General features: G+C 63.0%; 23 protein-coding genes. 11 read left to right on the top strand and 12 right to left on the bottom strand.

Annotated elements, in window-relative coordinates:
- Positions 1-271 precede the first annotated feature (271 nt).
- Together ACQZ6J_RS15130 and ACQZ6J_RS15125 are read right to left on the bottom strand one after the other, a co-directional pair.
- Positions 272-730, bottom strand: coding sequence for a helix-turn-helix domain-containing protein (locus ACQZ6J_RS15130; protein WP_163987160.1), 459 nt, complete (start codon positions 728-730; stop codon positions 272-274).
- A gap of 188 nt (positions 731-918) precedes the next feature.
- Positions 919-1,227: a hypothetical protein gene (locus ACQZ6J_RS15125; RefSeq protein ID WP_163987159.1), complete on the bottom strand. Its 309-nt coding sequence runs from the start codon at positions 1,225-1,227 to the stop codon at positions 919-921.
- A gap of 291 nt (positions 1,228-1,518) precedes the next feature.
- Here ACQZ6J_RS15125 and ACQZ6J_RS15120 point away from each other — a divergent pair, with 291 nt between their 5' ends.
- The 3 genes from ACQZ6J_RS15120 (at position 1,519) to ACQZ6J_RS15110 (ending at position 4,355) form a co-directional block, all read left to right on the top strand.
- Positions 1,519-2,532, top strand: a complete 1,014-nt coding sequence (locus ACQZ6J_RS15120; protein ID WP_163987158.1) for an ABC transporter substrate-binding protein — start codon at positions 1,519-1,521, stop codon at positions 2,530-2,532.
- Between the two features lie 109 nt (positions 2,533-2,641).
- Positions 2,642-3,460, top strand: coding sequence for an ABC transporter ATP-binding protein (locus tag ACQZ6J_RS15115; RefSeq protein ID WP_163987157.1), 819 nt, complete (start codon positions 2,642-2,644; stop codon positions 3,458-3,460).
- 13 nt (positions 3,461-3,473) lie between these two features.
- Complete coding sequence (locus tag ACQZ6J_RS15110) at positions 3,474-4,355, top strand: ABC transporter permease (protein ID WP_163987156.1); 882 nt, start codon at positions 3,474-3,476, stop codon at positions 4,353-4,355.
- 182 nt (positions 4,356-4,537) lie between these two features.
- Here ACQZ6J_RS15110 and ACQZ6J_RS15105 read toward each other — a convergent pair whose 3' ends face one another.
- From ACQZ6J_RS15105 to ACQZ6J_RS15090, 4 genes are all read right to left on the bottom strand, one after another.
- Complete coding sequence (locus tag ACQZ6J_RS15105; protein ID WP_449084647.1) at positions 4,538-5,953, bottom strand: sensor histidine kinase; 1,416 nt, start codon at positions 5,951-5,953, stop codon at positions 4,538-4,540.
- Positions 5,943-6,611 (bottom strand): response regulator, encoded by a 669-nt coding sequence (locus tag ACQZ6J_RS15100; RefSeq protein ID WP_163987154.1) that lies wholly within the window; start codon positions 6,609-6,611, stop codon positions 5,943-5,945. The genes ACQZ6J_RS15105 and ACQZ6J_RS15100 overlap by 11 nt, the downstream gene beginning before the upstream one ends.
- Before the next feature lie 63 nt (positions 6,612-6,674).
- Complete coding sequence (locus tag ACQZ6J_RS15095) at positions 6,675-8,468, bottom strand: alpha/beta fold hydrolase (RefSeq protein WP_449084646.1); 1,794 nt, start codon at positions 8,466-8,468, stop codon at positions 6,675-6,677.
- 10 nt (positions 8,469-8,478) lie between these two features.
- The gene (locus tag ACQZ6J_RS15090) at positions 8,479-9,993 is read right to left on the bottom strand and encodes a lipopolysaccharide biosynthesis protein (protein WP_163987152.1); all 1,515 of its coding nucleotides are present in this window, start codon (positions 9,991-9,993) and stop codon (positions 8,479-8,481) included.
- A 189-nt stretch (positions 9,994-10,182) separates the two neighbouring features.
- On the opposite strand from ACQZ6J_RS15090, the gene ACQZ6J_RS15085 reads away from it, so the two are divergent.
- Positions 10,183-11,037, top strand: coding sequence for a glycosyltransferase family 2 protein (locus ACQZ6J_RS15085; protein WP_449084645.1), 855 nt, complete (start codon positions 10,183-10,185; stop codon positions 11,035-11,037).
- Here ACQZ6J_RS15085 and ACQZ6J_RS15080 read toward each other — a convergent pair.
- A complete protein-coding gene (locus ACQZ6J_RS15080) occupies positions 11,004-12,206 on the bottom strand; it encodes a glycosyltransferase family 4 protein (protein ID WP_449084644.1) in 1,203 nt (400 codons plus the stop codon). The genes ACQZ6J_RS15085 and ACQZ6J_RS15080 overlap by 34 nt on opposite strands.
- Before the next feature lie 366 nt (positions 12,207-12,572).
- On the bottom strand, positions 12,573-12,809 hold the full coding sequence (locus tag ACQZ6J_RS15075) for an Lrp/AsnC ligand binding domain-containing protein (RefSeq protein WP_004125824.1): 237 nt from the start codon (positions 12,807-12,809) through the stop codon (positions 12,573-12,575).
- Positions 12,810-13,016: 207 nt separating this feature from the next.
- Between ACQZ6J_RS15075 and ACQZ6J_RS15070 the strand changes: the two genes are divergently transcribed.
- The 3 genes from ACQZ6J_RS15070 (at position 13,017) to ACQZ6J_RS15060 (ending at position 16,963) form a co-directional block, all read left to right on the top strand.
- Positions 13,017-14,300 carry an NAD(P)/FAD-dependent oxidoreductase gene (locus ACQZ6J_RS15070; protein ID WP_449084643.1) on the top strand — a complete coding sequence of 428 codons (1,284 nt, stop codon included), beginning with the start codon at positions 13,017-13,019 and terminating at the stop codon, positions 14,298-14,300.
- Between the two features lie 52 nt (positions 14,301-14,352).
- Entirely contained in the window at positions 14,353-15,888 is a 1,536-nt protein-coding gene (amaB, locus tag ACQZ6J_RS15065) for an L-piperidine-6-carboxylate dehydrogenase (RefSeq protein WP_449084642.1), read from the top strand.
- Between the two features lie 85 nt (positions 15,889-15,973).
- Positions 15,974-16,963 (top strand): Ldh family oxidoreductase, encoded by a 990-nt coding sequence (locus ACQZ6J_RS15060; RefSeq protein ID WP_449084641.1) that lies wholly within the window; start codon positions 15,974-15,976, stop codon positions 16,961-16,963.
- 147 nt (positions 16,964-17,110) lie between these two features.
- Here ACQZ6J_RS15060 and ACQZ6J_RS15055 read toward each other — a convergent pair whose 3' ends face one another.
- The 4 genes from ACQZ6J_RS15055 to ACQZ6J_RS15040 form a co-directional block, all read right to left on the bottom strand.
- Positions 17,111-18,436 (bottom strand): glucoamylase family protein, encoded by a 1,326-nt coding sequence (locus ACQZ6J_RS15055; protein WP_449084640.1) that lies wholly within the window; start codon positions 18,434-18,436, stop codon positions 17,111-17,113.
- A gap of 256 nt (positions 18,437-18,692) precedes the next feature.
- A complete protein-coding gene (locus ACQZ6J_RS15050; protein ID WP_449084639.1) occupies positions 18,693-19,256 on the bottom strand; it encodes a TetR/AcrR family transcriptional regulator in 564 nt (187 codons plus the stop codon).
- Position 19,257: 1 nt separating this feature from the next.
- Positions 19,258-19,722 (bottom strand): nuclear transport factor 2 family protein, encoded by a 465-nt coding sequence (locus ACQZ6J_RS15045; RefSeq protein WP_449084638.1) that lies wholly within the window; start codon positions 19,720-19,722, stop codon positions 19,258-19,260.
- Positions 19,723-19,806: 84 nt separating this feature from the next.
- Entirely contained in the window at positions 19,807-20,670 is an 864-nt protein-coding gene (locus ACQZ6J_RS15040; protein ID WP_163987143.1) for a DMT family transporter, read from the bottom strand.
- A 123-nt stretch (positions 20,671-20,793) separates the two neighbouring features.
- On the opposite strand from ACQZ6J_RS15040, the gene ACQZ6J_RS15035 reads away from it, so the two are divergent.
- The 4 genes from ACQZ6J_RS15035 (at position 20,794) to ACQZ6J_RS15020 (ending at position 25,166) form a co-directional block, all read left to right on the top strand.
- Positions 20,794-22,188 carry an aminotransferase-like domain-containing protein gene (locus ACQZ6J_RS15035; RefSeq protein ID WP_163987366.1) on the top strand — a complete coding sequence of 465 codons (1,395 nt, stop codon included), beginning with the start codon at positions 20,794-20,796 and terminating at the stop codon, positions 22,186-22,188.
- A gap of 162 nt (positions 22,189-22,350) precedes the next feature.
- Entirely contained in the window at positions 22,351-23,007 is a 657-nt protein-coding gene (locus tag ACQZ6J_RS15030; protein WP_163987365.1) for a response regulator, read from the top strand.
- Positions 23,004-24,380, top strand: a complete 1,377-nt coding sequence (locus ACQZ6J_RS15025; protein ID WP_163987142.1) for a sensor histidine kinase — start codon at positions 23,004-23,006, stop codon at positions 24,378-24,380. Before ACQZ6J_RS15030 ends, ACQZ6J_RS15025 begins: the two co-directional genes overlap by 4 nt.
- Positions 24,381-24,482: 102 nt before the next feature.
- Positions 24,483-25,166: an MtnX-like HAD-IB family phosphatase gene (locus ACQZ6J_RS15020; protein WP_163987141.1), complete on the top strand. Its 684-nt coding sequence runs from the start codon at positions 24,483-24,485 to the stop codon at positions 25,164-25,166.
- Positions 25,167-25,170 lie beyond the last annotated feature (4 nt).

Raw genomic sequence — 25,170 nt, 5'->3', positions numbered from 1 at the left:
CCGTAACGGATGTTTTCTGGCTTGGCGCGTGACATGCAGCGTGACACGAGTCTTGATTGTGACGAAATTCGGCGTTTGCAATTACAGGGCGCGAAATGGCCCTGAAAAGCGGCCGAAGGGGCATGACAAGCCCATCGCGCCTGCGGGCTGCCTGATACGCGACGTGTTCATGTGGCTTCAGGCGAAGGCACTTGCCTCTGGACCGGCGCGGCGACTCGTGCGGGGTATCTCGACGCCACGCGTATCGGCATCCATGCCCGAAGGCGACATCTCAATTGCGAAGGCTTGCCGACAAGCTCGTCGTGTGCGGCACATGGTCCGCCAAAGGCTCGGAGGCGTTTGCCAGCGACTTGATCAGCATCAGTACGGACTGGCGAACGCTGGGATCGTTGATCTTCATGAAGGCCTTGTTGAGGCCGAGGCCCTCCTTGGAGGTCAGGAAATCCGACAGGTCCTCAAGGCCGTTGATCGCGCCGAGGCCGTCCGTGTTCAGGGGCTGGGTCGTGTCCTGCTGGAAGAAGAAGGCAACCGGAACCGCCAGCACGCCGGCTATGGCCTGCAATCGGCTGGCGCCAATGCGATTGGTGCCCTTTTCGTATTTCTGTACCTGCTGAAACGTCACGCCGATCTGTTCGGCGAGCCGCTCCTGGCTCATGCCAAGCATAAGACGACGCGTGCGCACGCGAGAGCCCACATAGGCATCGATCGGGTTCGGTACTTTTGCACTCACTGCGCAATCTCCTTGTCAAATAGGGGCTGGCGGACAACACCATGCTCGTGACCCTTCAAGGGAAGGGGCGCCTGCTCTATCTGCCCGCAAAATGTGCGTTAAATATGGGTGGGACTCAACTAAAGGTCTTTTTCTGTAATGTTTTATAATTCCGTCGCACGCATAAACCGCAGAAAAGACGATTCGCGTCAATGCGGATTGAAGGTGGAAGACGGCTTGCAATTATAGACCGGGCACTGCGGGTTGTCCTTCGTGGGAACGGAGGTGCGCTCGGCATAACCGGATATGCCGCATTGCCCGCTGTCGGCGACATAACGATCGTAGAGGACGAGACCGCCGCGCCGCGCGGGATAGCGCAGTATCACCGCACGCTCGCCGGCAACGAGTTGCTGCACGGCAGCGCAGGTTTTGCCCAGCGACTCGTAGCGCGAGATTGCCGATGCCGGCCCGGCGGTTGCGATCGTTGTCAGAAGCAAGGCTATGGCAATGGTCTTCATGGATCGGTCCCCTGTGCAAAGGCGCATGCACTAAGATAACCGCAATGCGGGAAATGCCAAGATCGAACGATGCTTCCCGTTGCAAGGCCGGGTATCCTGCTATGCGGAAACATCGGCGACCATATTTATGGTCCCGGCGCCGGTGGAATAAAATTGCGCCGTCACGTTATCGGGATTGCGCGCTGAAAGCTGACTGAAAGGTTGCCCGCGCTAGGTTGGCTGAGCTTCGTGGAGGAAGCGCATTTTGTGCAGCGTCGCATGGCGCAGCTATTCAAACAGGAGGAGACATTGATGCGTTCATCGCGCGCCCTTTTTCATACCGTAGCCCTTTCCCTCGTCATGACTGCTGCTTCGCTTGCAGCCACGGCCGCGAATGCCGCCGACAAGATTTCGATCATGGTGGGTGGTTACGAGAAGCAGATCTATCTGCCGGCCAAGCTTGCCGAATCCCTCGGTTACTTCAAGGATGAAGGCATCGAGGTCGAGCTTCTCAACGAATCCGCCGGCGTCGATGCCGAGAACCAGCTGCTGGCAGGCGCCGTTCAGGGTGTCGTCGGCTTCTACGATCACTGCGTCGACCTGCAGGCCAAGGGCAAGTTCATCAAGTCCGTCGTGCAGTTCAGCCAGGCACCGGGCGAGGTGGAGCTGGTCTCGGCCAAGCATCCGGAAATCAAGTCCTTCGCCGATCTGAAGGGCAAGAGCGTCGGCGTGACCGGTCTCGGTTCGTCCACCAACTTCCTGACGCTCTACATGGCCTCCAAGGCCGGTCTTTCCCCGGCTGACGTAACGCCCGTTCCGGTCGGCGCCGGCCAGACCTTCATCGCCGCCCTGCAGCAGGACGCCATCCAGGCCGGCATGACCACGGAACCGACGATCTCGCGCCTTCTGAAGACCGGCGAGGCCAAGGTTCTCGTCGATCTGCGCACGCTCAAGGGCACCGAGGAAGCGCTCGGCGGCACCTATCCGGCCGCATCGCTCTACATGGATGCCGCATGGGTCGACGCGCATAAGGAAGAAGTCCAGAAGCTTGCGAATGCTTTCGTCAAGACGATGCGCTTCATCCACACGCACTCCGCTGCCGAAATCGCCGACAAGATGCCGAAGGATTTCTACGTCGGCGACAAGGACGGCTACATCAAGGCCCTCGACGCTGGCAAGGAAATGTTCACGCCGGATGGCGTGATGCCGGAAGATGGTCCGAAGACCGTTCTCGCCGTGCTCTCCGAGTTCTCCAAGAACGTCAAGGGCAAGACGATCGACCTGTCGAAGACCTACACGACGGAATTCGTCAAGAACGTCAAGTAAGCAGTCATAACGCCGCTTCCGGCGAATGCTGGAAGCGGCAGTTCAAGGGACTTTGCAGTTCACTGGGCTTTGCGTGCACGCCCGAAAGGCACGCGTCAGGATCAGCACCATGCAACAGGATGGACGCCGGACGCCGGCGATCGAGCTTATCAATGTCAGCCGCCGTTTCGTATCGCCGACCGGCAAGTCGCTGACCGCACTGCGCGATTTCAACATGACCGTCGAGCGCGGCGAATTCGTTGCCGTCGTCGGCCCGACGGGCTGCGGCAAGTCGACGACCCTCAATCTCGTCACCGGACTTGCCAGGCCCAGCGCCGGCGAAGTCCGCCTGATGGGCGGCCCGGTCAACGGCATCGACCCGCGCGTCGGCTTCGCCTTCCAGACGGATGCGCTCTTTCCCTGGAAGAACGTCATCGAAAACGTCATGGCCGGCCCGCTGTTTCGCGGCAAGTCGAAGGCCGAGGCGGAAAGAAGCGCCAAGGACTGGCTCGCCCGCGTCGGGCTGTCGAAATTCCTGCATCACTATCCGCATCAGCTCTCGGGCGGCATGCGCAAGCGCGTGTCGCTGGCGCAGACCTTCATCAACGAGCCGGAAATCCTGCTGATGGACGAGCCGTTCTCCGCGCTCGACGTGCAGACCCGCACTGTCATGCATGAAGAGCTCCTGAAGCTCTGGGCCGAACGCCAGGCCTCCGTCGTCTTCGTGACGCACGATCTGGAAGAGGCCGTCGCGCTCGCCGACAAGGTCTATGTTCTCACGGCCGGCCCGGCGACGGTGAAGTCGGTCTACACGATCGACCTGCCGCGCCCGCGCGTCGTCTCGGAAATCCGCTACGAGCAGAACTTCATCGATTATTGCAAGACGATCTGGGACGACCTGCGCGAAGAGGTCGAAACCAGCTATCGCCGTGCCGCGGAAGCGGCATAAGGGAGGATTGATCATGGCAAACACAGCTCTCGAAGCAGGCAATGCCCCGATCTTCCGCGCCGGCACCTCGGATGCGGAAATCGAAGCCGCGGCGCTGAAGGCACTGACCCGCCGCAAATACGTCGTGCTGGCATGGCAGATCGGCATTCTCGCCGCCATCCTCGGCCTCTGGCAGCTCGCGTCCGATCTGCACTGGATCGATCCGTTCTTCTATTCCAGCCCCTATGGCATTGCGTTGCGCCTCTGGGAGTGGATCACCGAAGGCACGGAGAGCGGCTCGCTCTGGTATCATCTCGGCGTCACCATGGAAGAAGCGCTGATCGGCTTCGTCATCGGCTCGGTGACCGGCGTTCTCGTCGGTGTCGCTCTCGGCCGCAACAAGCTGGCTTCCGATATCCTGTCGATCTACATCAAGGCGATCAACTCGATCCCGCGTGTCGTTCTTGCGCCGATCTTCGTGATGATCATGGGTCTCGGCCTGCCGTCCAAGGTGGCGCTCGCCTTCATCATGGTGTTCTTCGTCGTCTTCGCCAACGCCTTCCAGGGCGTGCGGGAAGCCGATCGCAACATGATCGCCAATGCCCGCATTCTCGGTGCTTCGAACTGGCAGGTCACCCGCAACGTCATCCTGCCGTCGGCGATGAGCTGGATCTTCGCCAGCCTGCACGTTTCGTTCTCGTTCGCCATCATCGGGGCGATCGTCGGCGAGTTCGTCGGCTCGCTGGCCGGCATCGGCTACCTGATTTCGATCGCCAAGGGTACCTATGACGCAGCCGGCCTCTACGCCGCAATCATCCTGGTGATGGTGGTGACGCTCGGCGCCGAATACGTGATGACCCTGATCGAGAACCACATCACCCGCTGGCGTCCGCAGCAGAGCCTCGACACGCATTAAGCAGCCATTTTACTGGCACCTCCCAAGCCGGGGGCCGGGCATCTTGCCCGGCCTTTTTTTATCGGCAAATGAGACCCCTTCTTCCCTTGGGGAGAAGGTATATGCCGCATCGACCGGCGCATATGTGACGGCCCTGCCGCGAGCGGGAGGGAACTATCTTGCAATTACCGCACTTCGCGCTCTCACACAGCCGGCAGCCGCACGTTGACCAGCAAGCCGCCGCCGGCCGCTTCGCCGAGCGTGACCGAGCCGCCGGCGCCGTCGACGACTTCGCGGACGATGGCGAGCCCCAAGCCGCTGCCTTCCGGTTCCGTGCCCATGATGCGATAGAAGCGTTCGAATACCTGGGCTCGTTCGGCCTCCGCAATGCCCGGCCCGTTGTCCTCGACCCATAGCAGAGCCGTATCGCCTTCGCGGCCGATGCCGACCGTCACGCGGCCGCCCGCCTGCGTGTAGCGCAGGGCGTTGTCGACGAGATTGACCAGCATCTCGCGCAGCATGGTGCCGTCGCCCTCGATATGCACCTGCGTTTCATCGGCCTCCAGCCCGAGATCGATGTTGCGGCGCAGGGCTTCCTCGGCAAGGGTTTCCAGCACTCGCCGGGCAGTCTCCGCGAGATCGATCGTGTCGTTTCGCGGTCGCCGGCTGCCGGGTTCGGCGCGCGAAAGCGTCAGAAGCTGGCTGGCGAGCCGGGTTACCTGCCGTGTGCTGGAACGCAGCGCCGTCAGCGCTTCGTCGCGCCGGCTATTATCGGCTTCGCGGGCAGCAACGCTTGCCTGCGTCGAGATCAGGGCCAGCGGCGTGCGCAGCTGATGGGCGGCATTCGAGACGAAGCGGCGTTGCGCCGCCATCTGGTTCTGCACCCGCTCCATATGATCGTTGAGGGCATGGACGAGCGGCCGAAGCTCGCTCTGCACCATATGCGGGTCCAGCGGATCCAGACGCTCGCGGCCGCGTTCGCGCACGGCGTCGCGCAGCCGCAGCACCGGCGCAAGGCCGCGCTGCAGACCGATGATGGTCACCAGGCCGGCAAGCAGGACGAGCGCGAGCTGCTTGGTGAAATCCGACAGCCACAGCCTGCGGCGCATTGCATACTGGCTGTTGTGGGTGACGGCAACGGCGACGGAAATCGTGCTGTCCTGATCGAGGCCGACCACGGGATGGCTGAGCATGAGCACGCGGACGCCATCGGCCCGAAACGTCCGGTCTTCGCCGATGAGGTCCCGCTTCGGCCGAGGCAGGTCCGGGAAGCCGGCGACCAGGTTTCCCCATGCGGTCACGACCTGATAGAAGACGCGGTCGCCATAGCCGGTATCGAACATTTCCAGCGCGGCAGGCGGAATGTCGATTTGCACCGTGCCGCTGGCATCGACATGCACGGCTTCCGCAATGACGCGTGCCGAAGCGAGCAGGGTGCGGTCGGTGACGAGATTGGCCGTGGCGTCCGCCGAACGGAAACTCAGATAGAGATTGATGCAGATCGCACCGATGAGGGTCAGCACGACCCAGGCGAACAGTTGCGCCCGAAGGCTCGTCGTCAGCGCACCGACGGCGCGGCCGAGAACGCTTTGGGGCGGGGACACCTCGTCATTGCGCATGGCGAAGCAGGTAGCCCAGGCCGCGCAGGGTCGCGATTTGCACGGTGCTGCCTTCGAGCTTCTTGCGAACGCGATGCACGTAAATCTCGATGGCGCTGGTATCGGCGAGATCGTCGAAGCCGAAGACGCTTTCCGACAGCGTCGCCTTGGTGACGGTCGTGCCGGCCTTCATGACCAGATGTTCGAGCACCGCATGTTCGCGCGGCGTCAGCGCCAACGCCTCGCCCGCCAGGTAGAACTGTCGCGTCCCGCCGTCGAGCAGCAGGTCGCCGACGGCGATCTCGGGGGCCGCATGGTCGTGGCCGCGGCGCACGGCGGCACGGATGCGGGCCTCCAGCTCGGCGATCTCGAAGGGCTTGGCGAGATAATCGTCGGCACCGCTGTCGAGGCCGGCGACACGGCCGTCAAGGCTCGCATTGGCCGTGAGGATGATGACCGGCACCTTGTTGCCGCTCTGGCGCAGACGCTTCAGCAGCGTCAGCCCGTCCATTTTCGGCAGCGACAGATCGAGGATGACGATGGCATAGGCCGCGACTTTCAGCATGTGCTCGGCATCTTCGCCGTCATAGGCGATATCGACGACATATTGCGCCTGACGCAGCGCCTTGCCGAGCCAGGACGCCAGTTCGCGGTTGTCTTCGACGATCAGGAGCCTCATTGGGCAACTATACAGCAAGTATCGGAAATGGCGAACATTTCCGGTGGTTTTCAAGTCGGGGCGTCATCGGTTGGCGAGCCTCAAACCCATCTCCCTGACCTCCCGGAGATACACCTTGCGCGCATAGGGCGGGGTCAGATTGTGGTCCGCTTCGGGAATGATGGTCAGGCGTATGTCCGGAAAGTGCTTCAGGCCGGCGCCGTTCTCGCCGAATTGGTCGTGCAGGTGATCGAGGCCGATGTCATGGGCGCTGTAGATCAGCGACATGTCGACGCCGCGTTTCGCAAGCGTGCGGAAGCCGCCAAGGACGGGCCCTTGCGCGGCGGCGAAGAAAGGGAATGCACCGAGCAGCCGGCGGCTCGTCCGCATCCCGCGCCTGCCGAGTCCCGTGGCCATGTTGAGCATGGCGTTTTTCGCATCGATCTTGCCGCCGAGGAGTCGCTTCAACGTCTCCATCTGCAGGAGTTTGCGACCGTAGGTTTCCAGCGAGCGGGGAGCGAAACGCAGCGCCTCGTCGACGGATTGGCTCTCATCCCAATGGAAACTGTAGGGGTTGACGGTCACGAGACCATCGCACCGTGCGTCGCGCACGGCGGCCTGGAAGGCGAGGTAGCCGCCGCTGCAGCGCCCGACGAGATAGGCCGGCAGCAGCTCTCGTCTCTCCAAAAAGTCCAGCGCCTCCGTGACATCCCGATGCTGTTCGCGGGAATAGAGCACCTGGTCTGGCGCGCCGGAAAGCGGCGGGCTGTCCCCGACATTGGCGGTGTCGAAACGCAGCGAGGCGATGCCGTCGCGGGCGAGCGCGCGCGCCATGGTGACCGACATCCGGCCCCAGCCGGCATGTCTGTCATAGGCGGTCGTCAGTATCAGTGCGGTTGCGCCTGTGCGGTCGCCCTCCGGCTCGCAGAGGATGCCGAACATGCGCTCGCCCTGGCCGAAGCGGACGGGCGTCTCGCGAAAACCGTCGCCGGCGAGAGGTTCCGCAGCCGGCGGTTTGGCGACGGCCAATGCGGCCGTCTCGGACTGGGCGGCGATCGACCGGACCCACTCGACTATTCTCCGGCCGGTCGCCGTCGGCATGACGGCAACGGTGGGGTTCGAGACGAGGTCGTCGTAGCCTTCGTATGGAGCCTGCTCGACATGCGGACCCAATGTCTGGAGGTGATGTGCGAAATCAGCGTCTCCCGGACGGCCGGTTCGCGTCAGCACGAGGCAGTTCGGTGCGTCGAGCCGGTCGAGCGTCATGAAATTCAGCTTCTTGACGACTTCGGCGACACCATCCGGCATGCGCAGGCTGGCGACGGTGACACCCTCCGTCAGGCGCAGCGCCTCCGAGAGACCCATGCCTTCATCGATCATCTTGGACCAGACGGTCAGTTCGCGCAGATAGGCGCGGCCGGAGATGACGGGCGCGAGAAAGGCGATGCCGGCGATGTCGGGAATGCGTTCGGCGAGCGCGGCGGCGATGGTTCCGCCCAGGCCCTGGCTGACGAGGATCAGGCGGTCGCAGCCGGAAAGCGCTTTCAGCTTCGTGGTGGCGGCAAGCGCTGTTTCCTGCCACGGCGTCAGGCCGTTGCCTTCACCGGCAACACCATCAAGCGCATCGCCGGTGCCGGCATAGTCGAAACGCAGGCTGGCTATGCCGATATCGGCGAGATCTTCCGCCAGAACCCGCCAGAACTTGCGGACGCACATTTCCTCGAAGCCCCAGGGGCTGAGAAACAGGACGGCAGTGCCATGCGAGGGAGCAACGGCCGGCGCAAACAGGCCGACCGTGCCGGCGAACGTTACCGGTGTCGCTGCCGATCTTGTCTGTTTGCCCTTGTTCTGTTCCTCGGCGGCTCCCCAACCAGCCATGACAATCTCCTCACATTCGGCGTGGCGCCAGTAGAGCCAGAGCCTGAGTGGCAATTGGATGAGCCCGGGCAGGCAGTCGCGTTGCGACTTTCTGCAGAACTTCGATATCCTCGTCCGGAACGGCTTTCAGCAATCTGAGCGCGATGCCATAGGCCAAGGCGCCGGCGATGACGGCGCCCACAAGACCAGCGACACCGGTCAGCGCCTGCGTGAAACCATAGGCTGCAACCGCGCACAGAATGGCAGCAACCGTAACTTTTGCAAGGTTGGTCAGCATGCCTCGCGTCGATCCCTCGAACTCCATGCGGCGTACCATCAGCAGGCACAGGGAGGTATAGGCCAGAAAGCGGACCAGCGCGGCACCTTCGCCGCCGTAGAAGGGCACCGCGATCAGACAGCCGCCGACCATGACGGCGCTGGCGATACCGCCCATGACGGTGCGTTCGCGCACGCGGTCGAGCGAATAGAGATATTGTGTGCATATCAGCATGAAGACATAGGGCACGGCGGTCAGCGACAGCAGCGCCACCATGTTTCCGCTCGGAGCGAAGGGCGCGCCGAAGATCGTCACCACCAGCTCGGGCGCGATCGCCGCAAGGCCGAAGCTCATCGGCAGCGTGATATAGGCTATGCTGCGCGCCACGCCGGCAAAGACTTCCACCGGCAGCTTGTCCGACGCCCGCGCGTGCATCTGTTCGGAATAATAGGGCAGGAGGCTGCCGCTCAACTGCACCGGCAGCTGCAGCGCCAGATTGGCGAGCGACAGGCCGACGGCGTAGAAGCCGACCGCTTCGATGCCCCAGTACCGCTGCAGGAACAGCAGCTCGATGCGATTGAGGAAGATCGAGCTGTTGATGAGCTCTATCGAGAGAATGAGCGATGAGCTGACGAGAGCGGAAAGGCCGACGCCGCAGCTGTTCCTGCGCGCAATCGCGATCCTGAGGGTCGCGATGAACATGGGCAGCTGGCCGATCGCATAGCCGGCCAGTGCGCCGCCGACGCCGAAGAATATGGCTCCCAGGAGGACGGTGGCGAGCTGCAGCACCGAACTTGTCACGGTAATGCGCAGGAACGCGCCGAGCTGCTGCTCGCCGATCAGGTAGTTCTTGCTATAGGCGCCGAGCGACTGAAGAACGAAGAACACGCCGGTAATGGTGATGACGTAGGATGCGTCGCCGGCCCAGTGCAGTCGCTCCGCATCCCAATAGTAAGCGACATAGCCGGCGAGCAGGATCAGGGTTGCGAGGATCGTCGGCTGCAGGAGATAGGCGGCAAAGCCGCGCCGTTCCTCGGTCGAATAGCCTTGCCCCTTCAATTGCGGCAGGACGCGCAGCAAGGTGACACCGGCGCCGAGTTCGGCGATGAGCGCGCCCGTCGTCGTCAGCCACAGGGAGAAGGCGATGATGCCGTTGGCCTCCGGGCCGAGCAGGCGCGCCGCGATGATCGAGCAGACAAAGCCGGTCGCGAGCAGGGTCAATCCCGCTGCCGCGTTCAAGGCCGAATTTGCCATTATGCTCTTCGACATGAAGACAGACTGCTCCTCAAATTGCCGGAACTTACCGCACTGATCCGGCTTTTCGCGGGGATAGCCTCAGCTCTATTTCATATGCCTTAATATTTAGGGTTTAATGCTGCCCTAAGTTCATTTTTTACTTCGGCTAATATTCTTTCTCTCTGATATTGGCCGCCCCTGGGGCTTGTGCGGAGGGTTTCATTGTTCAGCCTCATCGTCTGCACGATCGATCGTTTCGATCAGCTGGAGCGGCTATTCCGTTCGTTGGCCGGGCAACATCACAGGGATTTCGAAGTGATCGTCGTCGACCAGAACGCGGACGACCGGTTGCGCGCGCTCATCGGCAGCTTTTCCTCCTCCTTCCCGATCCGCCACATTCGCTCGCCGAAAGGGCTTTCGCGGGCGCGCAACAACGGCATGGCGGTCGCCGAAGGCGAGTATGTCTGCTTTCCCGATGACGATTGCTGGTACGAGGCGGATACGCTCGCCAAAGCCGAGGCGCTGTTTGCCGCTCATCCGGATCTGGCCATCGTCACGGGCCGCACGCTCGACGCCGAGGGGATACCCTCCGTCAGCCCGACGGGCGAGACACGGCTTGCACTCACCCGCTGGAACTATCTGAAATGCGGCAACTCCAACGGCATCTTTGTCCGTCGTGCGGCGCTGAGCGATATCGGCGGTTTCGATGAAGATCTCGGCGTCGGCTCGGAATCGCCTTTCCAGAGCGGCGAAGAGGCGGATTTTCTGCTACGCGCGCTCGCTGCAGGCAAAGGGGCGATGTTCTTTCCCGAACTCATCGTCCATCACGATCAGGTCACCAGCGAATACGGGCCGCGACAGGTGGAGCGCGCGCGCAAATACGGACGCGGCTTCGGTGCGCTGATGCGCAAGCAGGCCTTCCCCTTTTACTACGTCGGGTATCGGCTGTTCCGGCCGGTCGCCGGCTGGCTGGCGGCGCTGGCGCGCTTCAACCTCGATGCGGCCCGCTACAAGCGCGCCTGGCTCACGGGTATTCTCGAAGGTTATGCCGCCTGGCCGCGCTGGCGCAGGAGCTGAGGCGACTTGCCTTTCGGCGTCAGCGTTTCGTCGTAGACGTCCATATAGCGCTGCGCGACCTCGTCCCATGCGTAAGCGCGGGCGTCGCGCAACAGCTCCTGCCGCAAAGTCAGGTCATCGGCCTGAAGGCGCTCGAACGCGGCGGTCAGTGTGTCGGCTGCCGCTTCCGGATTGGAGAAATCCGAGAGCATGAGGGCCGGATGGGTTTCGGCCATCGCCTTGTAGGCTTCGTTGGTGTTCAGCACCGGCAGCAGGCCGGCGCTCATGGCCTCGATCGCCACCAGGCCGAAGCCTTCGTATTCGGAAGCCGAAGCGAAGAGCGAGGCGCGGGCGATGATGTTGCGGATCGCGCAATCGTCGACCGAAACATGCAGCGCGACATTGCGTTCGATGCCGCGGGCGGCGATTTCCTTTTCCAGCGTCGCGCGATTGAGGTCCGACTCGGCGCCGATGATATCCAGATGCCAGTCGGCATCGCGGGCGGCCAGCACCTTCATGGCATCAAGCAGATGATCGAGCCGCTTGTTGACCGAGAAGCGGCCGATGGTCACGATGCGGCGGCGTGCTTCCAAGGCAGCGCAATTGGAGAACTTGCCGACGTCGGCGCCGTTTTCGATCAGGCGCACGCGGCTGTCGGCGATCCGGGAAAAGAGCCGCGCATCGGACTGGCTGCAGCAGATGAGCGAATGATAGCCGAGCGCGGACAGCCGCGTTGCGGTATTGAACCAGATCTTCTTGATGGCGGCGTATTTCTGGGTGTGGAAGAAGCCGCCATGCGTGGTGGCGACCATGGGGTGCCCATGCATCAGCTTGCCCCATGCGAGCGCGTCGAAGAAGAAATCGACGGCGTGGACATGAACGAGATCCGCGTCGGCCAGATGGCGGAAGACCTTGGGGGCCAGCGGATAACGGCTGGAGCCGGACCAGGGGATGCGGACGATCTCGATGCCGTCGATGGTTTCGTGTTCCGCAAGCTCCCGGCCGGGATCGGAAAACAGGCTGTTGCAGGTGACCACGCGCACGCGATAGCCGCGGGCGACCAGCTGACGGCAGAGATTGGCAACGACGTCTTCCAGGCCGCCCTTGTTCGGCAGGAACTGGCGCACGACATGGACGATCAGCGGCCCGGCCTGCTTGTTTGCCTGAATGTCCGCAACCGCCGATGTCATCGATCCACCCTCGATCCCTATGCCGCGCCACGCGCCCGCAATCCGGCGCTACAGCGCGCCGCCCGTTGATCAGTCGGCAAAGGAGATCATCGGGGCGGTTAAAAAGCGTTTAACCGTGGGTAGAAAACCAGGAGGTTTTGAGCAAGAGGGTTAATGTTGGGGGCGTTGAGCAGCTGCCCCTCACCCTAACCCTCTCCCCGCGCGCGGGGAGAGGGGATCAGTCCGGCGATTGCCGCGTGCTCTTTGTGTCGCCCACAAAATTCAATGAACTCCCTCTCCCCGTCGAAACGGGGAGAGGGTTGGGGTGAGGGGCAATTCCACCAACGCGGGCTTAATTGTGATGCTCAGACCCGAAATCCGGCTTTCTCAAAACGCTCGGAACGTCAGGGTGGTCAGCGAGCGGATGATGCCCGGGATATTGGCGATGTGGTCGTTGATGAATTTGCCGATATCCTGCTCTTCGGCGATGTAGACCTTCATCAGCAGGTCATATTCGCCGCTGGTGGAATACAGCTCCGAAACCAGCTCCGTCTGGTAGATGGCGTCGGCGACCTCGTAGGTCTTGCCGGGAGCGCATTGGAGCTGAACGAAAATGGGCTTCATGAGTGTGTCCTGCTTCTGTCCGCAGCCGCGATGGTGGCGTGGTTTTATCCGCGGCTACGATGGTGGCCGGCCTTTCCTCTATAATGGCCGAAAGCCCGGTCGCCATGCAAGTTTTTCTCTGTCCACCGGATATCGCTCTTGCCGCTTCCGCACTTTCCGGCGTAGCGCTAGATTGGCGCGATTACCTCTGTCGATCGGACCGGTTTCATGCTGAATGACCCTCGCTCCCATGGTCTTTGGGAAAAGACCGCCCCACCGCCGCCGGCAACCAGGCCGCTTTCCGGCGAGCTTTTTGCCGATGTCGTGGTGGTCGGTGGCGGCTATACCGGCCTTTCGACGGCGCTGCATCTTGCGGAAGCCGGCACGAACGTCGTGCTGCTCGAGGCCAACGAAATCGGCTTCGGCGGTGCCGGGCGCAACGTCGGCCTGATCAATGCCGGCATGTGGGTGATGCCGGACGATCTCCCCGGCGAGCTCGGCCCGGTTCATGGCGAGCGGCTTCTCGACCTGCTCGGCAACGGGCCGACGCTGGTCATGGAGCTGATCGAGAAGCACGGCATCGCCTGCGAGCTCGAGCGCAACGGCACGCTGCATTGCGCCGTCGGGCCGGAGGGGTTGAAGGAAATCGAGGAGCGGGCGCGGCAATGGAGCAAACGCGGCGCGCCGGTCACGGTGCTCGATGCGCGGGAGACGGAGCGCCGGATCGGCAGCTCTGCCTATGCGGGCGCGCTGCTCGACATGCGGGCCGGTACGCTGCAGCCGCTTGCCTATGCACGCGGCCTTGCCCATGCCGTGGTGAAGGCGGGCGTTGCCGTTCATACCGGCAGCCGGGTGATATCGACGGAAAGAAACGGGGCGAAGTGGGTGGTTTCGACCGATGGCGGCAAGGTCAGCGCCGACTGGATCGTCGTCGCGACCGACGCCTACAGCACCGGCCCCTGGGAGAAGGTGCGAAAGGAACAGGTGCATCTGCCCTATTTCAATTTCGCCACCGTGCCTCTCGGCGACAATCTGCGCAAATCCGTTCTGCCCGGACGCGAGGGTGCGTGGGACACCAAGGAGGTGCTCTCCTCCTTCCGCATGGATCAGGCCGGCCGGCTCGTCTTCGGCAGCGTTGGCGCGCTGCGCAATACCGGTCTTGCAATCCACAAGAGCTGGGCCCGCCGTTCGCTCAGAAAGCTCTTTCCGCAGCTCGGGGACATTCCCTTCGAATGCGAATGGTATGGCAAGATCGGCATGACCGACAACGCGCTGCCGCGTTTCCACAAGCTGGCCGAGAATGTCGTCGGCTTCTCGGGTTATAACGGCCGCGGCATCGCGCCGGGCACCGTGTTCGGCAAGGTGCTTGCCGGCCATATCCTCGGGCAGATTTCCGAGGCCGATCTGCCGCTGCCGGTGACCGATATCGTCGAGCCGAGCTTCAGGGCGGTGAAGGAAATGTGGTACGAGGCCGGCGCCCAGGCGGCGCATTTCGTTGGCGCCAGAACTTAGAAGCCAGAATTCAAAAGAAAGCCGTATCAGCATTACGGGAAGAGGAAACGACATGACCACGACACTCGATCTTGCTGCCGAGACCAAGGCAATATTGACTGATATCGGCGTATCGGCCGATCGCTATACAGGCGGCACGCTTGCCGTCACCTCCCCGGTGACCGGTGCCGAGATCGGCCGGCTGAGGGAACATTCGACGAGCGAGGCGAAGGCTGCGATCGGGAACGCGCACGAGGCGTTTCTTGCATGGCGCAACGTGCCGGCGCCGAAGCGCGGAGAGCTGGTCCGCCTGCTCGGCGAGGAACTGCGCGCCGGCAAGGCCGCCCTTGGCCGCCTCGTCTCCATCGAGGTCGGCAAGATTACCTCCGAGGGCCTCGGCGAAGTGCAGGAGATGATCGATATCTGCGATTTCGCCGTGGGGCTGTCGCGCCAGCTTTACGGCCTGACCATCGCCACCGAGCGCTCGGAACACCGGATGATGGAAAGCTGGCATCCGCTGGGGGCGATCGGCATCATCTCGGCCTTCAATTTCCCCGTTGCCGTCTGGTCGTGGAACGCGGCGCTTGCCATCGTCTGCGGCAATTCCACCATCTGGAAGCCGTCGGAAAAGACGCCGCTGACGGCGCTCGCCGTGCAGGCCCTGTTCGAAAAGGCGCTGAAACGCTATGTCGCAGAAGGCGGCGAAGCGCCGGCCAATCTTTCGACGCTCCTGATCGGCGGCCGCGATCTCGGCGAGCTGCTGGTGGATCATCCGCAGGTGCCGCTGGTTTCGGCGACCGGATCGACGGCCATGGGTCGCGCGGTCGGTCCGCGCCTGGCCGGCCGTTTCGCCCGCGCCATTCTCGAGCTGGGCGGCAACAACGCGGCCATCGTCTGCCCGACGGCCGATCTCGATCTCACCTTGCGCGGCGTCGCCTTTTCCGCAATGGGCACCGCCGGCCAGCGCTGCACGACGCTGCGCCGTCTCTTCGTTCACGACAGCGTCTACGACCAGCTCGTGCCGCGCCTGCAGAAAGCCTATGGCTCGGTGACGATCGGCAATCCGCTTGAGGCGGGAACCCTCGTCGGTCCGCTGATCGACGGGCAGGCTTTCGACCGGATGCAGACGGCGCTTGCGGCAGCGAAGGCTGCCGGCGGCACGATCACCGGCGGCGAGCGTGTTGGAAACGGCTTTGGCGATGCCTTCTACGTTCGTCCGGCCTTGGTCGAAATGCCCGAGCAGACCGGCCCGGTCGAGCAGGAAACCTTCGCGCCGATCCTTTATGTGATGAAGTACAGCGACTTCAATCAGGCGCTGACGCTGCACAATGCCGTGCCGCAGGGCCTGTCGTCCTCGATCTTCACCAACGACATGCGCGAGGCCGAGACATTCGTCTCCGCGCGGGGTTCGGATTGCGGCATCGCCAATGTCAATCTCGGTCCCTCCGGTGCCGAGATCGGCGGCGCATTCGGCGGCGAGAAGGAAACGGGCGGCGGGCGCGAGTCGGGATCCGATGCCTGGAAGGCCTATATGCGCCGGGCGACCAACACGATCAATTACGGTCGCACGCTGCCGCTGGCCCAGGGCGTCAAGTTCGACGTGGCGTGACACCCGAGCTTTGCTGCATTGCGATAGGGAGGAGGAAGGCGTAGAAACCTTTGTCCTCCCTGGTTCTTTTTCAAGGTCTTGCCTCATGCACCTGTCGCTTCCCGAAGCCGAGACGCTGGTCGCGGAGGCGCTGCAGCGAAACAGGGTAAGCGTCGGGAATGCCCGTTCGGTGGCGATTGCGCTCGTGGCGGCGGAAGCTGCCGGGCAGGGCGGTCACGGGCTGCGGCGTGTCGCCGCCTATGCCGGGCAGGCCAAGGCGGGCAAGACCGATGGTTTCGCCGTGCCGCAGGCGAGCCGGCCCTTTCCGGCCGTGCTGCGCATCGATGCCGGCAATGGCTATGCCTATCCCGCGCTCGACCTCGCCATTGCCGAACTTCCCGCGATTGCCCGAGAGCAGGGGATTGCACTCGCCGCCATCAGCCGTTCGCATCATGCCGGTGTCATGGGCCTGACGGTGGAACGCTTTGCCGATCAGGGGCTTGTGGCGCTGATGGTCGCCAATGCGCCGGCGGCGATGGCGCCCTGGGGCGGCAAGACGCCTGTTTTCGGCACCAACCCGATCGCATTTGCCGCGCCGCTGCCCGATGACGAGCCGATCGTGATCGATCTGGCTCTTTCCAAGGTAGCGCGCGGCAAGGTGATGGCCGCGCGGCAGCAGGGAGCGCCCATTCCCGCCGACTGGGCGTTCGACCGCGAGGGGAGACCAACCACCAGTGCCGAGGAGGCCTTGGCCGGCACGATGATCCCCACCGGCGATTCGAAAGGGGCGGCGCTCGCTCTCATGGTGGAAATTCTGGCGGCGGGCCTCACCGGCGCCAATTATGCCTTCGAGTCCTCGTCGCTCTTCGATGACAAGGGTGCGCCGCCGGCACTTGGCCACACGATCATCGCGATCAATCCTGTAGCGACGAGTGCCACCGAAACGGCGCAGCGGCTGGCCTTGCTGGCCGCCGAAATCACCCGCGACCCGAATGTCCGCCTGCCGGGCCGGCGCGGGCAGACCGCACGGCGCCTCGCCCTCAATAAGGGCATCACCGTCGAGGACGAGGTGATTGCGGCGATAGAGAGGCTTTGAGGCGCGGACGATGATGGCCGGTGAGTTCGTTCTGCCGCACTCGCATGCACGGTCCCTCACCCCAGCCCTCGCCCCGTTTGGGGAGAGGGGGCCGGCACATTCTTGCGACATTGACGGAGACGCCTGACGGCCCCCGGGATCCATCGCTCAGGCGATGGCGGGTTTTGCCTTCTTTTCGTCCAGCCAGCCGCCGGTGAAGCCGGCGCGTTCCAGGCCGCTGCGAAGGATCGGCGACTGCCGCATCAGGTTCCAGATCATCCCGGTGCGGGCGTTTTCGATCATCATGACCAGCAGCCCCTGGTCGATGGCGACCGAGCGATCGTCCACCCAGCCTTCCGGCCCAGTGCCCTTGACGCTCGGGTTGAAGCCGCCCGGGAAGCGGCCGTCGAGCAGCAGATTCGGATAGGTCGACAGCAGCGCCTTCGTGCCGTCGAGCGCGGCCTGGCGGTCGAAGGCGAGGCAGGACAGCGGCCCCCAGGGGGCGATGGTGCCGTCATCCGGGCCGAGCGGAGCGCCGCGCGCGGCATAGCCGAAGACCTTCGGGGCGTGGCGGCGGCTGTGCTTCGTTCCCGTCGGGTTCGGGCCGTCACAGGCAGAGAGGCCCCAGACATCCTTCGTATAGCCGACGAAATGGCCGGGATTGCGCTCCGTGTAGTCGCGCTGCACCGCGATCGCCGTCTGCGTGTTTCGGAAGTAGTCGGTATCCTTGTCGGCCACATGCTTGTCGCGGATGTCGCGGAAATCGATCCAGGCATGCGAGAAAAGATGGATGAACAGCGGCCCGGCATAGAGGAAGGGCGCATCCTTGAACATCATCCAGGTATAGGTCGAGGCAAAGGCCTCGTAGCTCGAGGATGGGATCGCATGCGTGGGCGAGGCCAGCGCCAACACGTAAAGGAAGATCGCCTCGTCATAGCCCTGGTAGCGCCAGCGAAGGAAGCCGCTGGCCGGCTTCCAGCCCATGCTGATGGCCTGCCCCTTGTTCAGGGCCCAGTGCCAGTCGCAGCGCTCATACAGGAACTTCGCCTGCTTGCGGATGTCGCGTTCGGCCTGGGTGGAACCGTTGAAATAGGCGGCCGCCGTCAGGACGCCGATCAGCAGCAGACCGGTATCGATGGTCGAAAGCTCGCTGTTCCAGGCGCGGTTGCCGGTCTCCATGTAGAGGAAATGATAGTAGAAGCCGCGGTGGCCGGTGGCGCCGCGCTCGGTGCCCTGCTGGCTGTTGGCGAAGAAATCGAGGGTCGTCAGCACCCGCTTGGCGGCATCGGCGCGGCTGATCCATCCGCGCTCCACGGCAACCGGGTAGCTCGACAGAGCAAAGCCGACCGCCGCTATGCTGCAATGGCTCGTCTTGATGGAGGTATCCGCCACCAGCCCGTTTTCCGGATTGGTGTGGAGCATGAAATAATCAAACGCCGAACGTTGCAGTCGATCGATCAGCGCGTCGTCGGTCTCGTTTACCTGCTGCAGCATCGTCTATCCGTCTCCTCGGCGCTCTCGTTCCCTGCTGAGCACGAGAGCCTGGATAGTTGCAAATCAAACATGGTTAATATTGCCACGCATTTATGGAGGATTGTTTAAGATCAGGGATTTACGCGCTGCCCGCGGTCAATTCCCGGTGTCCGCCATATGCTTTTCAGCAATTCACGGTCCGCCGAACCGGGCGAATCATCCTCCTGCGCCATATTCGGCGAAGCGACCGGCGGTGATTCGCGTTGGCCAGACGGTGTTATCCGAGCGCGGATTCCACCGTCTGGCTCAGCCTTGCCAGAGTTCTGCCGAAAATCGCGTCGTCCCCCAGTGCCCTTGCGAGTGTCAGGGCACCCTGAATGCCGACGACGGCCTCCTCGGCCAGCGTTTTCGCTTCCGCGTCGGGCAGGCCGGCTTTGACCAGAGCGCCGGCGAGCGCGTCGATCCAGCGATGGAAATAGCTTCTGATAGCGGCGGGGAAGCGCTCGCGCGTTTCGTCGAGCGCAAAGGCGCCGATCAGGCAGACGCGGCGGCCGGAACGGAAGTAGCTGTCCGTCGTCTGCCACATGCGGGCAATGGCAGCGCGCGGTTCGTCGTCCTCGAGCGGCTTGAACATCTCCGTCACGAACCAGGCGTCGATATGGGCCATGATTTCCGCCGCCATCTGCTCCTTGCCGCCGGGAAAGAAGTGATAGAGGCTGCCCTTCGACAGTTTCGTGCGGGCGGTGATGTGGCTCATCGACGCCCCCTCGTAGCCGAGTTCGCGAAAGACTTCGGCAACAAGGGCGATGGCGTCGGACTTTTCGAAGACGGTCCGCACCATTTCAAAGGCCGAGGTCGGACAGGCCCGGATGATCGTCCGGCCGGCGGCCGAGCGGCCAGTGGAATTTCCGGTCCTCCTGCCTGATCGGCATGTCGTTGATGGAGGCGAAACGGCGCTGCATCAGTCCGTCCGCATCGAACTCCCAGTTTTCATTGCCGTAGGAGCGGAACCAGTGGCCGCTGTCGTCGCGCCATTCATAGGCGAAGCGCACGGCGATGCGGTTGCCGTCGAATGCCCAGAGCTCCTTGATCAGCCGGTAATCCAGCTCCCTTGCCCATTTGCGCGTCAGGAACTCGACGATTTCCTTGCGGCCGCGCGGAAACTCGGCGCGGTTCCGCCATTGGCTGTCTTCGGTATAGACCTTGGAAACACGCTCCGGATCGCGGCTGTTCCAGCCATCCTCGGCCAGGCGGACCTTGGCGATGGCGGTGTCGCGGGTGAAAGGCGGGACGAGAGGGGTCGGCATGATGGGCTCCTTCTAAACTGATTGGTTTTTAATAGACTGATCGGTTTAGAAGGTCAAGCGGCAAGGCGCTGCAGGGTCGATATCTCAGTGCGCGAATTTCCGTGCCCCGGCGACGCAGGCGACGACGCCGATCGTCACGACGAGCATGGACCAGCTCACACTTTCCTTGAGGAGCGCTGCGGCGAGCGCGAAGCCGAAGAAGGGCTGCAGGAATTGCAGCTGGCCGACGGCGGCGATGCCGCCTTGCGCCAGTCCGCGATACCAGAAGACGAAGCCGATCAGCATGCTGAAGAGCGAGACGTAGGTGAGGCCGAGCCAGGCCGGGCGACCGATGCCGTCGATGCTGTGCGGCATGGTCATGAGGCAGAGTGCGATGGTAACGGGCAGGGACAGGACCAGCGCCCAGCAGATGACTTGCCAGCCGCCGAGCCGGCGCGACAGCACCGCGCCTTCGGCATAGCCAAGGCCGCAGACGATCACGGCGGCGAGCATCAGGAGATCGCCGACCGGCGAGGCCGATACGCCCTGCGCAAGGGCATAGCCGCTGACGAGCGCGCTGCCGATGGCGGAGAATATCCAGAAGGCCGGCCTCGGCCGCTCGCCGCCGCGCAGCACGCCGAAGATGGCCGTTGCCAGTGGCAGCAGGCCGATGAAGACGATCGAATGGGCTGACGTGACGTGCTTGAGCGCCAGCGCCGTCAGCAGAGGAAAGCCGACGACGCAGCCGAGAGCGACGATGGCGAGCGAGGTGATGTCGCCGCGAGCCGGGCGCTTCTCACGAAAGGCAAGCAGCAGGCACAGGCCCAGCAGGCCGGCGATCACGGCACGGGCGACGGTCAGGAACAATGGATCGAAATCCATGACGGCCACGCGCGTTGCCGGCAGCGAGCCGCTGAAGATCACAACTCCCGTCAAACCGTAGATCCATCCCGTCGTTGCCTTGTCCATTGCGCATGCTCCTTCTTGCTCCTCGCGGTATCGGCGTATTTGTCTGGCCAAGCCAGAGACGGTGCAGTACAATTTTCGCGAACTGTTATGGCTGAAGGTGCAGTACGGATGGACAATCTTTCGATGGCCGGCATTGCCGGCAGCACGCGTATCGATGCGGTGATGACAGCGGTTTCCGATCGCATCGCGAACCGCAGCCTGATGCCGGGGGCACGGCTTCCCTCCGTGCGCAGCTTCGCAAAGACCATGCAGGTGTCGGTTTCCACCGTGGTCGAGGCCTATGAGCGGCTCGCCGCCGAGGGCACGATCCGCTCACGGCCGGGCTCGGGATTCTATGTCTGCGGCCCGCTGCCTCCGCTTTCGCTGTCCGAGACCGGGGCCAGTTCGGACCGCAATGTCGACCCGCTGTGGATATCGCGGCAATCGCTGGAGGTGGGCGAGGACGTTCTGAAGCCCGGCTGCGGCTGGCTTCCGCCTTCCTGGCTGCCGCAGGCGGCGTTGCGCCGGGCGCTGCGAACGCTGGCGCGGGGGGATATGGGCGCGCTTGCCAATTACGGAACGCCGCTCGGCCTGCCGCCGCTGCGCCAGCTGCTTGCCAGGCGCCTTGGCGATCACGGCATCACGGTGCCGCCGGACCAGATCCTGCTGACGGAATCCGGCACGCAGGCGATCGACCTTCTCTGCCGCTTCCTGCTTGAGCCCGGCGATACCGTGCTGGTGGACGATCCCTGCTACTTCAATTTCCATGCGCTCCTGCGGGCGCATCGCGCCAATGTCGTCTCGGTGCCCTTCACGCCGACCGGACCGGATGTCGAACTGTTCGGGCAGGCTCTCGAACGGCACAAGCCACGCCTCTACATCACCAATTCCGCCATTCACAATCCGTCGGGCGCCGTGCTTTCGCCGGTGACGGCGCATCGGTTGCTGAAGCTGGCGGATGCGTCCGGGCTCATCATCATCGAAGACGATATCTTCGCCGATCTTGAGGATGTTCCGGCGCCGCGCCTTGCCGCCTATGACGGGCTCGACCGGGTGATCCACATCGGCAGCTTTTCGAAGACGCTCTCGGCCTCCGTGCGCTGCGGCTTCATCGCGGCGAGGCGGGACTGGATCGACGGGCTGGTCGATCTCAAGGTCGCCAGCAGTTTCAGTTGCGGGCAGTTGTCGGCCGAGCTCGTTTATCTCTCGCTGAAGGACGGCAGCTATCGCAAGCATGTGGAGGCGTTGCGCGTGCGGCTCGCCAAGGCGATGGCGGAAGTGTCGGCCCGGCTGGAGGCCATCGGCATCGTGCCGTGGCTGAAGCCGCAGGCCGGCATGTTTCTCTGGTGCCGGCTGCCGGAGGGGCTGGATGCGGCCGATGTCGCCCGGGCTTGCCTTGCCGAAGGGATCGTCCTTGCACCGGGGAATGTCTTCAGCCTGTCGGATACCGCCGGGCGCTTCATGCGCTTCAATGTTGCGCAATCGACCGATGCGAGGATTTTCGAGGTGCTGGAAGCATCCATGAAAAAGCTGCGCTAGCGTCTGTGGGCGACCGGATTGCGCATCGTTTTCGGCAAGGTCTGCAAATCGCTGGAAAGAGCCGCTCTTGCCAGGCGGAAATGATCCGTCATAGCTTTGCCACATGGCCGTTCCAATTGCGGCTCACATTGCCCAAGAAAATTCGGCTAGATGAGGTCGGTCGTGCGCGTTCTGCTGGTTGAAGATGACAATATCCTCGGATCATCGCTCAAGAAGGCGCTGGAGAAGCACGCCTACGGCGTCGACTGGATGCGCGACGGCGCATCCGGCCTGGAGGCTGCGGAGCATTCGCATTTCGCGGCGATCGTCCTCGATATCAACCTGCCGCAGTTGAGCGGCATGGAGGTGCTGCGGCGTATCCGGCAACGGGGGAATTCCGTGCCCGTGCTGCTGCTGACGGCGATGGATTCGGTTCGCCAGAAAGTCGAGGGCCTGGACGAAGGCGCCGACGACTATCTGGTCAAACCCTTCGACCTGGACGAGCTGCTGGCGCGTCTGCGCGCGCTTATCCGCCGGCGCGACGGCCGGACCGAAAGCGTCATCCGCTGTGGCGACGTCGAGGTCGATCCGTCCGCCATGGTGGCCCGCAAGGGCAGCGCGCAGGTGCATACCACCGCGAAGGAATTCCATCTGCTGAAGCTGTTGATGGAGCGCAGCGGCCGCTACGTAACGAAGAACGATATCGAATATGCGCTGTACGACGCCGAAAACACCGTCGAAAGCAACACGATCGAGGTGACGATCTACAATCTGCGCAAGAAGCTCGGCACCGACTTCATCAAGTCGATCCGCGGCGTCGGCTACATGATCGAGCGATGAACAATTCCACGCTTACCCGCAAGCTGTTTCTGCGCATTGCGCCGGTCGTCGTGGTGACGATCGTCGTGATCGCCGCGTTCGCCTTCAACAGCGCGACGCGGGAAATCAACAACATCTACGACGCCCAGCTCATCGACGATGCCAACGTGATCTGGAGCCTGCTGCGCCGACCTCTGGAAAAGACGCCTGGCCACGCGGCCAAGCAGATCGACGATATCGACTTCAACATGGACAATCAGCTGGCCTTCAACGAAGACGCCGACGATTATGCCGATGCGCACATGTTTCGCGCCTGGGTCGATGGCAGCATCCGCTTCTACAGCAGCACGGCCTTCCTTTCGGACGTACCCCAGCAGAAGGTCGGCTTCACCACCCTGACCTATGGCGGGGACGAGTGGCGCGTCTATTCGCTGCCGATCCCGAACACGACCATCGTGATCGAGCTTGGCGAAAAGATCGCGCTTCGCGAAACGCTCGTCTCCAACATCCTGCTCAATCTCTTCTTTCCGCTGCTGATGCTCGTGCCGGTCATCGGCTTTCTCATCTGGCTCGGCATCAACAGCGGCCTGCGCACGATCCATGGCGTGGTTCGACAGATCCGCACGCGATCGCCCGACGATCTCTCGGCCATTCCGGTCGAAGGGCTGCCGCGCGATCTGTTGCCGCTTGGCCGGTCGATCAACCAGCTGCTGGAAAAGCTCGGCCAGTCGCTGACGCTGGAGCGGCGCTTTTCCGACCTTGCCGCGCATCAGCTGCGCACGCCGCAGGCAAGCATGAAGCTTTTGCTGCGGATGCTCGAGCACAGCGACAGCGATCACGAGCGGCAGGCGATCGTCGCCGACCTCGTCGCCAGCAACAACCGCACTATCCATCTGATCGAGCAGTTGCTGCGGCTGGCAAGGGTCAGCCATCACCCGCTCAATCTGACGTCGGTGACGCTCTATCATTGGGTGGCGTCGCTCATTGCCGAATTCGGCAATATCATCACCAGCCGCGAGCTTGAGGTGGTGCTGGAAGGCGACGAGAAAATCCAGGTCACGACCGATGAATCGCTGCTGCGCATGATGGTCACCAACCTGCTTGACAACGCGATCAAGTACACGCCCGTCGGCGGGGAGATCACGGTTTCTGTCTCTTCCGACGACGGTTTTGGCCGTATTTCGATCAGCGACAGCGGTCCCGGCATTCCGCCCCATGAACGGGAGGCGGTGTTCCAGCGGTTCTACCGCCTCAATACGCTTCACACGGAAGGGGCCGGCCTCGGCCTTGCCATTGTCGCCGACACCGCGGATCGTCTTTCGGCGACGGTCGAGCTTTCCTCGTCACGTCAGGGCAACGGTCTCCGCGTCGATCTGCGATTGCCTTTGAACTAAAATCGACGTCTCGCCGTTTTTCATTTTCGCATCATTTTCCGCTCATGCCCGGCTCATCTGAGGTTGTTAGACGCAACTTAGGATATGGCGAAAGGGTGCTGCATGCAGGTGTTTTGCGATTTTGATGGAACCATATCCATCGAAGACGCGACGGATATGGTGCTATCCCGTTTCGCCGGCTCAGAGTGGGAAGACATCGAGCAGCTGTGGAAGCAGGGGCAGATCGGCTCCGGCGAGTGCATGCGCCGGCAGATCGCCCTCATTCAGGCAAGCAGGGCCGAACTCGACCGGTTTCTCGACACGCAAGCGATCGATCCGGGTTTCGAAGGCTTCCTGTCCTTTTGCAGCCGTGGCGAACTGCCCGTCACCATCGTCAGCGATGGCGTCGACTACTTTATCCGCCGCATTCTGGCACGCCACGGCATCGAGGGTCTTCCCATCGTCGCCAATGTGCTGACTTGCAGCGTCGCACAGGGCCGCGAGTCCTATTCGCTGTTTCCGCCGTTCGCCACGACCGGCTGCGTATCCGGCGCCGGCGTCTGCAAATGCCGCGTCGTCGATAGCGCCGACCTGCAGGTCTATATCGGCGACGGCCGCAGCGACTTCTGCGTTTCCGACAAGGTCGACCTCGTTTTCGCGAAGGCCAAGCTTGCCGACTACTGCGAGGAACACGGCATTCCCTATGTCGGTTTCGAAGACTTTTCCGACCTGCTTCCGAAGATGGAAGCCGTTCTCCCGAGCGTCGAACGACGCCCCCGCGCGCTGCCGCAGTTCAAGACAGCGTGAACCA

The organism is Rhizobium sp. A37_96 (genome assembly GCF_053521765.1).
This window is presented reverse-complemented; position numbering and strand designations above follow the sequence as displayed.